Origin of the sequence: Streptomyces axinellae (genome assembly GCF_039532135.1) — a bacterium.
GTDB lineage: Bacteria > Actinomycetota > Actinomycetes > Streptomycetales > Streptomycetaceae > Streptomyces > Streptomyces axinellae.
The window spans coordinates 49,704-61,155 of record NZ_BAAARJ010000023.1; the positions used below are offsets into that span (position 1 = coordinate 49,704).

At 71.7% G+C, this 11,452-nt stretch carries 9 protein-coding genes; 4 read left to right on the forward strand and 5 right to left on the reverse strand.

The genetic code is table 11. The annotated features are described in order from the left end of the window. Nucleotides 1-108: 108 nt before the first annotated feature. Nucleotides 109-1,326, forward strand: coding sequence for an acetyl-CoA C-acetyltransferase (locus ABD339_RS28585; RefSeq protein ID WP_344570028.1), 1,218 nt, complete (start codon nucleotides 109-111; stop codon nucleotides 1,324-1,326). 116 nt (nucleotides 1,327-1,442) lie between these two features. Here ABD339_RS28585 and ABD339_RS28590 read toward each other — a convergent pair whose 3' ends face one another. Together ABD339_RS28590 and ABD339_RS28595 are read right to left on the reverse strand one after the other, a co-directional pair. Further along, on the reverse strand, nucleotides 1,443-1,898 hold the full coding sequence (locus ABD339_RS28590) for a VOC family protein (RefSeq protein ID WP_344570029.1): 456 nt from the start codon (nucleotides 1,896-1,898) through the stop codon (nucleotides 1,443-1,445). Between the two features lie 193 nt (nucleotides 1,899-2,091). Then, on the reverse strand, nucleotides 2,092-3,048 hold the full coding sequence (locus ABD339_RS28595; protein ID WP_344570030.1) for a helix-turn-helix domain-containing protein: 957 nt from the start codon (nucleotides 3,046-3,048) through the stop codon (nucleotides 2,092-2,094). A gap of 318 nt (nucleotides 3,049-3,366) precedes the next feature. Between ABD339_RS28595 and ABD339_RS28600 the strand changes: the two genes are divergently transcribed. Together ABD339_RS28600 and ABD339_RS28605 are read left to right on the forward strand one after the other, a co-directional pair. Further along, on the forward strand, nucleotides 3,367-4,752 hold the full coding sequence (locus ABD339_RS28600; RefSeq protein ID WP_344570091.1) for a type I glutamate--ammonia ligase: 1,386 nt from the start codon (nucleotides 3,367-3,369) through the stop codon (nucleotides 4,750-4,752). Further along, on the forward strand, nucleotides 4,753-6,027 hold the full coding sequence (locus ABD339_RS28605; RefSeq protein ID WP_344570031.1) for an amidohydrolase family protein: 1,275 nt from the start codon (nucleotides 4,753-4,755) through the stop codon (nucleotides 6,025-6,027). A gap of 149 nt (nucleotides 6,028-6,176) precedes the next feature. Here ABD339_RS28605 and ABD339_RS28610 read toward each other — a convergent pair whose 3' ends face one another. From ABD339_RS28610 to ABD339_RS28620, 3 genes are all read right to left on the reverse strand, one after another. Next, complete coding sequence (locus tag ABD339_RS28610; protein WP_344570032.1) at nucleotides 6,177-6,692, reverse strand: lytic polysaccharide monooxygenase auxiliary activity family 9 protein; 516 nt, start codon at nucleotides 6,690-6,692, stop codon at nucleotides 6,177-6,179. 309 nt (nucleotides 6,693-7,001) lie between these two features. Further along, nucleotides 7,002-8,096, reverse strand: a complete 1,095-nt coding sequence (locus tag ABD339_RS28615; protein WP_344570033.1) for a PP2C family protein-serine/threonine phosphatase — start codon at nucleotides 8,094-8,096, stop codon at nucleotides 7,002-7,004. 242 nt (nucleotides 8,097-8,338) lie between these two features. Continuing rightward, nucleotides 8,339-9,229, reverse strand: a complete 891-nt coding sequence (locus ABD339_RS28620) for an NAD(P)H-binding protein (RefSeq protein ID WP_344570034.1) — start codon at nucleotides 9,227-9,229, stop codon at nucleotides 8,339-8,341. Between the two features lie 402 nt (nucleotides 9,230-9,631). Between ABD339_RS28620 and ABD339_RS28625 the strand changes: the two genes are divergently transcribed. Beyond that, nucleotides 9,632-11,002, forward strand: coding sequence for an OFA family MFS transporter (locus ABD339_RS28625; protein WP_344570035.1), 1,371 nt, complete (start codon nucleotides 9,632-9,634; stop codon nucleotides 11,000-11,002). Nucleotides 11,003-11,452 lie beyond the last annotated feature (450 nt).

The window sequence follows — 11,452 nt, forward strand, 5'->3', positions numbered from 1 at the left end:
CGCCATTGATCCGGATCTCCTGCCGAATTACAGTCACTTCGCGACGGCCGACCGAGCCGCCGGTACGGGCCGGTGCCCATGGCCGGCCGGCGCCCAGGAAGGCCCCGCATGTCCGACATCGTCATCTGTGAGCCGCTGCGAACGCCCATCGGCGCGTTCGGCGGCGGGCTCGCCGGTCAACGGCCCGAGCGGCTGGCCGCGTTGGTGATCTCCGAGATCGTGTCGCGTACGGGCATCGAGCCCGAGCGGGTGGATGAGGTGATCCTCGGTCAGGCGTACCCCAGCTCCGAGGCACCGGCCATCGGCCGCGTCGCCGCGCTGGACGCGGGGCTGCCGCCGACGGTGACCGGCACCCAGATCGACCGCCGCTGCGGCTCGGGGCTCCAGGCGGTACTGGATGCCGCGATGCAGGTGCGCGCGGGCTTCAGCGAGGTCGTCATCGCCGGGGGCGTCGAGGTGATGAGCAGTGCGCCGTACTACACCCACGAGGGCCGCTGGGGCATCAAAGGGCCCGGCCTGCGATTCCACGACTCCCTCGCCCGGGGCCGTGTGACGGCGGGCGGCGTCAACCACCCGGTGCCCGGCGGGATGATCGAGACGGCGGAGAACCTGCGCCGGGAGTTCGCCATCAGCCGCGAGGACCAGGACGCGCTGGCGCTGCGCTCCCAACTGCGGGCAGCGCGCGCCCTGGAGGAGGGCCTGTTCGCGGCGGAGACGGTGCCGGTGACCGTCCGTACCCGCAAGGGCGAGACCGTCGTCGCTGCCGACGAGCACCCGCGTCCGGACACGACGGCGCAGAAGCTGGCCGGGCTGCGGCCGGTGCTGGGCAAGGAGGACCCCGGCGCGACCGTCACCGCGGGCAACGCGAGCGGTCAGAACGACGCCGCAGCCGCCTGCCTTGTCACCGGCGCCGGGACGGCCGAACGACTGGGCCTGACGCCGCTGGTGCGGCTGGTCTCCTTCGCCCGTGCCGGGGTCCCCGCGCGGACGATGGGCCTGGGGCCCGTCCAGGCGACCCGGGACGCGCTCGCCAAGGCGGGGCTCTCGCTCCCCGACCTCGATCTGATCGAGTTGAACGAGGCGTTCGCCGCCCAGGTCCTGGCCTGCACCCACGCCCTCGGGCTGGGCGCGGAGGACCACGAGCAGCGGATCAACGTCAACGGCTCGGGTATCTCACTGGGCCACCCGGTCGGCGCCACCGGAGCCCGCATCCTGACGACGCTCGCCCACGCGATGCGCCGCGGTGGTGCCCGCCTCGGTCTGGAGACGATGTGCATCGGCGGCGGCCAGGGCCTGGCGGCGGTCTTCGAGCGGGTGGCGGACTGAGCCCGGGGGCCCGAGAGCGCCGCCGGGGGGCGGTTGGTGCCCGCACGGGACGGACCGCGCCGGGGCCGACAGCCGGCAACGCGCCGATCCGGGCGCGGCCGGACCGGCCGATCCGGTCAGCCCGAACGGCCGGAGGGATCGGCGAAGATGCCGTCGAGCATTCCGGTGGCCTGCCCCACCTCGATCAGATAGCCGTCCGGGTCGCGGAGGTAGCAGCGCAGTTCGGCCTTGCGGTCGAGCGGCTCGGTCAGGAATTCCGCACCCAGCGCGACGGCGTTCCGATAGAAGGCACTGATGTCGGCGACCCGCACGTTGAGAAAGGACGAGACGGGGTCGCCCGGCTCGGGCGGGGCGAGGGTGACTCCTGGTTTGTCGGGGGTCGGGCCGCCGCCGGGGTTCATGATGATCCAGCCGTTGGCGATCTTCACAATGCAGGGGTTCTCGGCCAGCACCACCTCGCCACCGAAGACCTCGCTGTAGAAGCGGCGCGAGGCCGGCACATCGCGGACGGTGAGAAAGTGTGTCAGGACCAGGCCCTCGGCCGGTGCCGGCCAGTCGTCGCTCCGCGCCATCGGTGTCTTCCTTCCGGTCCGGCTGCGCCTCGCGTCCGGGACCGTCCGCGAGCAGCCCGCCTCACGGGGAGCAGCGGTGCTCCGGTCCCGTGCCGCTCTCCCGACACACGATCCCCGAAGCCGCGAAATCGCGCACAGCGGCCGGGGCCGAACGGGACACCCGCGCCGAACGGAGCCTCTGGCGGGCGGGGTGTCAGCTGCCGAGCAGGTCGCCGGCCGGAGCGGCCGGCGTCTCCTCCGCGATCTTGCGCAGCACCTCGCGGGTGGCGGCCGGCGGCAGCGAGCGCGTCACCAGCCGGTCGGTCACCCGCCGGTAGAACTCGATGTCGTCGGGCTCCTCCAGATAGCGGGCGCTGTCGAGCTGCTCCAGGAACACCACGTCGGGCAACTCGCTCTCCGGCAGCCGCAGCAGGGTGACGGGCCCGCCGGCCGCCGGGTGGCCGCCCGCGCTGAACGGCATGATCTGCACTGTCACATGGGGCAGTTCGCTCAGCGCCACCAGGTGGTTGAGCTGGGAGCGCATCGTCTCCGGGCCTCCGACGGGGCGGCGCAGCGCGGCCTCGTCGAGGACGGCCCACAGGTGGGGGGCGCGCGGGCCGAACAGGATCTGCTGGCGCCGCATGCGCAGTGCCAGGCGCCGCTCGATGCCCGCCTCCGGCTCTTCCTCGTGCGCCAGTTCGATCACGGCTCGTGCGTACTCCCTGGTCTGCAACAGACCGGGCACGAACTGCACCTCGAAGGTGCGGATCACGCTCGCCGCCTGCTCCAGGCCGATGTACGTGTGCAGCCACTCGGGCACCGCACCCTGGTAGGAGTGCCACCAGCCGGGGGTGTTGGCCTGCTCGGCAAGCGCGGTCAGCACCGCGCGCTCGTCCTCGTCGTCAACGCCGTAGATCGTCAGCAGGTCGCCGACGTCGCGCAGCGCGCAGCCGGTGCGGCCCTGTTCCAGTTCCTCGATCCGCTCGTGTGTGACCCGGATGGCCTCGGCCGCTTCCTGGCGCGATATGTACTGTGCCTCGCGGAGCTTCCGCAGCCTGGTGCCCAGCACCATCCGCGGGACCGCGGGGGATGCCGGGCCCCCCTCCCACGTGCCGTTCTTCGCGCCGTCCCTGGCATCCGCTTGGCTGCCGGAGACGTCAATGATGCGCATGCCACCGCTCCCGTACCGTAGCCGCATAGGTCTCGCCACCCTCCAAGTTTCCCTCCCCGCTCCGATGTCGTCACACCCGGGTACCTGCCCAACTGGCGCCGAAGTCAGGCACCTCGCCGCTCAGGTGCCTTGCCGATGGCACATCCACGGCCGAATCCCGTGGTCACACGCACGGCGGCTTGCCCCGGCCGCGCGGGCGGAGTAAACGCTCCGTGCATGGGAACCACACGGCGGACGCCCGAGAGCGACGCGGAGACGACAGCGAGCCCGGTGAACCCGGCGACCGCGGCAGATACTTCCGGCCACCGGCCGGACCGGATGCGGGAACAGGCGCACGGCGCGCACGGGCGGGCCGGCACCGCCGAGGAGGACGCGCGCGCCGCCGCCCGCCGGCTCGCGGAGGCAGGCGTGCACGGTACGGCGCTCACTTGGGTGGACAACGCGGGCATCACCCGCGTCAAGGCCGTCCCGGTGGGGCGGCTCCCCCAGGCGGTGAGCGCGGGAGTGGGCATGTCCCCGTGCTTCGACGTCTATCTCGCCGACGACTCCATGACCTCCAGCCCGCACGTGGGCGGCCCGGACGGCGATCTGCGGCTGGTACCCGACCTGGAGCGGCTGACCACGCTGGCCGCTCAGCCCGGCTGGTCCTGGGCGCCGGTCGATCGCTACGAGCAGGACGGCACGCCCTACGCCGCCTGCCAGCGGGGCTTCGCGCGGCGCATGGCCGCCAGGGCGCTGGACGAGCACGGCGTCGAGGTCCGGATGGGCTTCGAGACGGAATGGGTCCTCACCCGTGGTCCGCTGCCGCACGCGGGCGCCGCGCCCGAGTACGCGGGTACCGGGCCCGCCTACGGCATGGCGCGGCTGGTGGAGATGTCCGACTGTCTGCGCGATGTGCTGGCGGCGCTGACCGCGCAGGGGGTGGAGGTGCTTCAGATCCATCCCGAGTACGCCCCGGGCCAGTTCGAGGTGTCGGTGGCACCCGCCGATCCGGTGGGCGCGGCCGATCTGGCGGTGCTGGTGCGCGAGACCGTGCGTGCCGTCACGATGGGGCACGGGCTGACTCCGTCGTTCGCGCCCGTCGTGGAGCCGGACGGGGTGGGCAGCGGCGGCCATGTGCACCTGAGCCTGTGGCGGGAGGGGCGGAGCCTGTGCGGAGGCGGCGAGGGACCGTTCGGCATGAGCGCGGAGTGCGAGGCGTTCTTGTCCGGTGTGCTGCGGGAGTTGCCCGCGCTGCTGGCGCTGGGCGCCCCCACCCCGGCCAGCTATCTGCGGCTGCGGCCCTCCCGCTGGGCGGGGGCCTTCCAGTGCTGGGGCCTGGAGAACCGGGAGGCGGGCCTGCGCTTCATCGCGGCGGGCGCCCGCTCCCCCGAGGGGGCCAACGCGGAGGTCAAGTGCGTGGACGCGGCGGCCAATCCGTATCTGCTGGCCGGCGGGGTGCTCGCGGCGGGGCTCGCGGGGATGCGCGCGCCAAGGCCGCTGCCGCCTCCGGTGGCGGGCGATCCGGTGCACGCGGGTGTCCAGCCCCGGCTGCCCGCCTCGCTCGCCGAAGCGCTGGGCCACTTCGAGCGCTCCGGGGTACTGCGTGAGGCCCTGGGCGAGACGCTGTTCGGAGCGGTCGCGGCGGTGCGCCGCGCGGAGATCGAACTGTTCGAGGGGGCGTCTCCCCAGGAGATCGCCGCAGCAACCCGAGGGAGGTACTGAATGCCGGGATTTCCGCCGCTGATCGACCAGCACTGCCACGGCGTGCTCAGGTCGGGGCCCAGCCACGCGGCGTTCGAGACGTACTTGACCGAGGCGGACGTGCCGCCCCCGACGGCCCCGCCCCCGCACGCCGGCGGCCCGCCGCCGCCCCGAGGCGTGCCTCCGTACGACGGCGCGCTCCTGACCGGTGGCCCGCCCCCGTACCCCGGCGCGCCCCCTACCTCGGCCTACCCCGGCGTGCCCGCTGCCTCGGCGCACTCCCCCGCGCCGGGCACCACGGGGCCTTCCGTCAGCTACTTCGACACCCAGCTCGGCTTCGCCCTGCGCCGCTGGTGCGCGCCTGTGCTGGACCTCGCGCCACACTGTCCGCCGGAGGAGTATCTGGAGCGGCGGACGGAGCTGGGCACGGCCGAGGTGACCCGCAGAATGCTGCGGGCGAGCGGCATCTCCACCTTCCTCGTGGACACGGGACTGCCCGGTCCGCTGCTCACCCCCGGCGAGCTGGCCGAGGCGGCGGACGGCGAGGCCCATGAGGTCGTCCGCCTGGAGCGGCTCGCGGAACGCGCGGCGGACGTGGCGCGGGACACCCATACCTTCCTGGCCGAACTCTCCGACGGCGTACGGGAGTCGGTGCGCACGGCACGCGGCTTCAAGTCGGTGGTGGCCTACCGCATCGGCCTGGATTTCGACCCGGGCCCGCCGGGCACCTCGGAGATCTACTCCGCCGCCGAGCGCTGGCTGGACTCGCGGGTACCGGGCGGCCGGCTCTCGGACCCGGTGCTGCTGCGGCACCTGCTGTGGTCGGCGGTGCGCACCGGGCTGCCGCTCCAGCTGCACACCGGCTTCGGCGACCCGGACCTGCGGCTGGATCGCTGCGACCCGCTCCTGCTGACGGACTTCATCCGTGCGACGGCCCCGTACGGCACCCCGCTGGTGCTGCTGCACTGCTATCCGTATCACCGGGGTGCGGGCTATCTGGCGGCCGTCTTCCCGCATGTGTACGCCGACTTCGGCCTCTCCCTCTCGCACACGGGTGCCCGTGCGCGCGATGTGCTGGGCGAGCTGCTGGAGCTGGCGCCGTTCGGAAAGCTGCTGTTCTCCACCGACGCCTACGGTCTGCCGGAGCTGTACGTGGTCGGCGCCCGGCTGTTCCGGGAGGCGATGACGGAGCTGACACAGGGATGGACGCGGCGGGAGGAGTGGTCGCACAAGGACGCGGAGCGTGTGACGGCGATGCTCGCGAACGGCACCGCGGCCCGCCTGTACGGCCTCTGAGCGCGGGCTACGGGCTCCGAACGGGGCCCGCCAGGGCGCTTGGTCGCACCGCTGCCCGGCGCGGCGGGAGCGGGCGGCGCCCCCTCTGCCGCCGTGGGGAGCGGGGAGGGGGCGCGTGGGGCGTGGCCCGGTGGGCGGGAGGTGACGGGTCAGCCGATGTTCACGTCCACGCAGGCGTAGAACGCGTTCGCCGTGTCGGCGACGTTCCAGACGGCGAGCACCGTCTGCTTGCCGGAGAAGCTGCCGAAGTCCACGTTGTGCGACAGCTGCGAGGGCGGCTGCTGGCCACCCTGGTCGAACTCGGCGATCTTCTGACCGTCGATGTAGTACTGCCAGGTGGTGGTGCGGTGGGCGGCGGTCAGGGTCCAGTTGAAGGTGGCCGTCTTGCCGACGTTCGCGACGTTCCAGCCGTGGTTGTCGTCCCGCAGTTCGGCCCACTCGTCGTGGCCGCCGGCGCAGTCCTGGAGCCCCTTGGGCCCTTCGACGCTCTGGGGCTCGTACTTGATGGAGCCGCACTCGACGACCCCGGCCGCGCACTGGGCCTGCCTGCTCGCGGGGTCGCTGATGTATCCGTGTGCGCTCGCGGGGGTCACGGACAGTCCGAGGACGAGCAGCGGGGAGAGTCCCGCACCGATGAGAGCGGCCAACTTCCTCTTTTTGTGCATGTCAACTCCTTCACGGTCGAGGCCCGCACACGTCGCGCGTCGCGTCGCTGCGGCCTCGGTGGGGGGTCGCGGGTGCGAAGGCGCTTCCGTCGCCGGCACCGGCCGCAGCAGTCCCGTGAAGTTCTGACCAGCCGCGATCTGGCCGTAACGGCCCGCACTCGCCAATTGGTCTAGACTTTACTCGCTGTCTGTCCACGGTCAAGAGGCCAGGCACGGGGCAGAGTTGAGCAGGGAGTGACCCGAGAGGCCAACGCCCCCCGGAGACCCCAGGGGCCTGGCGCCCTGACCCCCTGGGGAGCCGGGAGAGCGTCACGCCTCCGGTTGTCCGGGGGTGCGGGTGAGGACGAGCACGGCCATGTCGTCCTGACGCTGTCCGCCCGTCCACCGGGTGACGGCCTGCACGACGCCGTCCGCCAGTTCGTCCGGCTTCCGCCGTCCGAGTTCCGAGAGCGCCCCGACGACGTCGAAGAACACCCCCCGCTCGTTGCGGGCCTCCGTGACGCCGTCGGTGACCAGGACCAGGGAGTCGTGCTCGGCGAAGGCGAAGGTCTCCTCGACGGGGGCGCCGTGCGCGGGGCCCAGGCCCGTGGACAGCGGAAGCTCCGGGTTGGCGGGCTCCAGACAGCTCACCTTGCCCTCGCTCACGAGATAGGGCGGCGGGTGGCCCCGGTTGAGCACGGTGACGGTCTCGCCGCTCGGCGGGATCTGCACCAGCAGCGCGGTCACGAACCCCTCGATGTCATCCAGGGTGGCCTGGCGGCGCGCGCCCTCCCGGTCGAGCGCGCGGTCGAGGCGGTCGGCCAGGCCGTGCAGGCTCGGCGCGTGTTCGGCCGCCTCCCGGAAGGCGCCCACCGCGACGGAGACCGCGGAGACGGCGCGCAGCCCTTTGCCGCGCACATCCCCGATGAGGGCACGGATGCCGAAGGGTGTCTCCTGAAGCGCGTAGAGATCCCCGCCGATGGCGGCACCCACCTGCGCCGCCACATATCGGTCCGCGACGGCGATCGCCCCGACGGCGGGCGGCGGCGCCGGGAGCACGGCCCGTTGCGCCGCCTCCGCGACCGTCAGCGCGAGGGCCAGATCCCGCCGCTGGCGGTCGGCGAACCATTTGATCCACAGCCCCACCAGGCCGATCACCAGCACCACGAGGACATCGGTGGCCTGCGCCGACTTCTCGCGCCCCGCGTACTGGGCCACGGCACCCGCCACCCCGCAGGCCAGCAGGGCGAACAGGGCGCTCGCCCGGAACGAGTACACCGTCCCGGCCACCAGCGGAGTACAGGCCAGCAGCGGCAGCCCGTAGTGGGGCCGGGGGGCGAACACATCCACCGCCGCACCCACGAGAAGGAGCAGCGGCGGCGCCAAGTACGGCAACTTGACCAGCGCGACCTCGGGGCGACCCACCCGGCCCTCCCTGTTTCCTTCTCGACGCGGGCGCGGAGTTCGTCTCTCCGTCTTGGCAATTCTCCCATTTGCTTATATTTCTGCACGTTCATGGTCAAGTCGGAAGGATGCGCGAGCGCCGCGGGGCGGACGACGGCGGCCGGGCAGCCCGGGAATTCATCCGTTCGGCCCCCGGCCCGTGGCGGGGAGGCCAGGGCGGAACGTCCAGCCGCCGGCCGCGCGTCGTCATGAAGCAGGTGGCGTCATGCGGCGGGCGCCGCCCGGAGCGCGGGGAGCAGGTGGGCGTGGGCCCAGGCCGCCAGCGTGGTGGGGGTCGTGGTGAGCACGGTGCGGGGGTCCTCCGCGCGGAAGCCGTCGCGCGTCCAGGCGGTCATCCCGACGACGCCCTCCACCTGCGCGGGGCCCAGCCCCGCCGCCCGCAGCCGCTCGCGCAGCGCGTCATCGGAGATCCGCTCGGCGCGCACCCGCCGCCCGAGTGCGCGGGTGAGGACCTCGGCGGCGCCGGAGAAGGAGAGGTCCTCGGGCCCGTGCACCGCCTGCACCCGCCGCCCCGTCCAGACGTCCGAGAGCAGACGGGCCGCCGCCACGTCGCCGATGTCGCGGGGATCGACCCACGGCATCGGCTCGTCGATGTCCATCGCGGTACGCAGCACGCCGTCCGTGCGCAGCGATTCCAGTTCGCCCAGGAGGTTGCTGAAGAAGTAGCCGCAACGCAGGTGGAGCACGTGGGCACCGGTCTCGTTCAGCAGTTCCTCGGTACGGCCGAGGCCGTCGATCTCCCCCGCGCCCGAGCGTTTCTCCGCTCCGACGCTGCTGAGGAAGACGGTGCGCGCGATGCGGTTCTCCCGTACGGCGCGCGCGGCGTTGGCCCCGGCCAGCGCATAGCCCTCCACCGGATTCTCGGCGCCGGTCGGCGGATCGACCCAGAAGAGCGCACCTACCCCCTCAGTCGCCCGCACCACCGATTCGGCGTCGCTCTGGTCGCAGCGCACCGTCGAGACGCGGTCGGCCAGTTGTGCGTCCAGCTTTGCCGGATCCCTCATCAGCAGCGTCGGCCGGACGCCGGCTTGGAGCAGCAGGCGGACGACCCGCGAGCCCACCTGTCCGTTGGGCGTGGTCACCGCGATCTTCATCGTTCTCCTTCTTCTCCTCGTGCTCTTCGCGCATCACATGCATCACACGCACGACATACGCCTCGTCACCTCGTGCTTCTCGTACAACGCGTGTGCCTTCAACCGTCGCCCGCCGGCTCACCGGAGTGCCGGGGCACCGGGGGTACTGGTCACGGGCAGCGCGACGAGCCGGGCCGCGCGGCGATTGTCCCGCCGGGCCCCGCCTCGCGCCGCACCGCTCGCCGTACGCCGCACCATCTTTCACGCGCGTACGTCCCCTGGACAGCGCGCGCCCTTTGCGGGATAACGAATTCCATACAGTATGAGTCGACTGTATGCGATCCATCGCTGCCCTCCCGCGACCACGGGGCCCGGCAGCCGCACTGCACGAGGCAGCACAACCTCCATGCGAAGGGTCAACAGATGGCACAAACCCACGATCCGTCGGCGGCAGTCGCCTACCGTGAGGTGACCGACCAGAACGGCCGCGTCTACCGGATCGGCGAAACGGACCGCGAACTGCTGGGCCACTCCCGCAAGATCATGGTGTATCTCCCGTGGATCGCGATGATGGCCATCAGCGTGTTCGAGTACGCGTACGGCTCGGCGGAGGACACCCTCTCCGAGGCACATCACTGGACGCAGAGCGACACCTTCTGGATCCTCAGCGTCTGGGTGTTCTTCCAGGCGGGCATCGCCTTCCCGGCCGGCTGGCTGCGCGAGCACCACATCCTCAGCCCGCGCCGGGCCATGTACATGGGCGCCGCGCTGGCGCTGGTCGGCTTCTTGTCCCTGTCCCACACCTCCAACGTGCTGCTGGCCATCCTCGGCTTCGGCCTGCTGGGCGGGGCGGGCTCGGGGTTCATCTACGCCACCTGTATCAACACGGTCGGCAAGTGGTTTCCCGAACGCCGGGGCGGCAAGACGGGGTTCGTCAACGGCGGCTTCGCCTACGGCGCCGTCCCGTTCATCTTCTTGTTCAACTACGCCTTCGACACCAGCAATTACCAGGGCATCCTGGACGCGATCGGGGTGTACGTGCTGATCGTGGTCGCGGTCTGCGCCTGGTTCTTCCGTGACCCGCCGCGCAACTGGTGGCCCGCCGACCACGATCCGCCGGCCCGCACAGGCAGCGCGAAGACGGTGGCGGCGCTGGAGAAGAACCCCCCGGCGACCCGGCAGTACGCGCCGATGGAGGCGATGCGCACCGGCATGCTGCCGCTCATGTGGTTACTGGTGGTGATGACGGCGGGAGTGTCGATCTTCGGTATCTCCTTCCAGGTGCCGTTCGCCAAGGAGGTGGGCTTCGGGCCGATGGTCGCCGCGTCCTCGATGGGCATCATGTCGATCATCAACGGCATCGGCCGGGCCTTCATCGGCTGGCTGTCGGACCGGTTGGGGCGCAAGACCACGCTGATCTTCGTCATCGTCGTGCTCGGCCTGTCCCAGTTCGGCGTCCTGTGGGCCGGAAACATCCACAATCAACTGCTGTTCCTTGTCTTCGCGTTCATATCCGGCTTCGGCAGCGGCGCGTTCTACCCGATGTTCGCGGCGCTGACCCCGGACTACTTCGGCGAGAACCACAACGCCACCAACTACGGCATCGCCTACAGCGGCAAGCTGATCAGCGGCCTGTTCGGCGGGGGTCTCGGCGCGATGGCCGTGGACTCGTGGGGCTATGACGGAGCGTATGTGCTGGCGGGGGCCATTTCGCTGCTCGCCACCGCGCTCGCGCTGCTGCTGCACCGTCCCGGGGCTCCCCGACCGCGCGCCGGGCAGCTCGCCGCGCGCTGACCAGCGGCACCCGCGAAGCAACGGCCCGGCCGGGCTCCCCCTCCCCGGCCGGGCCGTGCCGTATGTGCCGCGTGGTGGGTGCCGTGCGTGCCGTGCGTGCCGTGTATGCCGTGGGGTGCGGCGCGTGCGGCGCCAGTTCCAGTGGCATAAAGCCCATGCGCATATTCCGAATGCATCATGACGCGCCTGCCGCGTCGTCAACTCCCGTCAGCGAATGGCCAGAACGCGTCCTTGTGGGCGTCGAAACGAAAAACTACCGTAGGTAAAGTGACGCGCTCCCTCTACGGCTCGCGAGGAAATACCTCCGGACGATGGAATCAACGCACGGTGAGAAATTCACGCACTCTTCCCGTGCCATAGCACTACGTGCAGCGCAGTACGGTACGGCAGCGGGGCCACCGATCCGTGGAGTTGCCTTGGAACGGAGTTCTCGTACTCGACCCGCCCCAT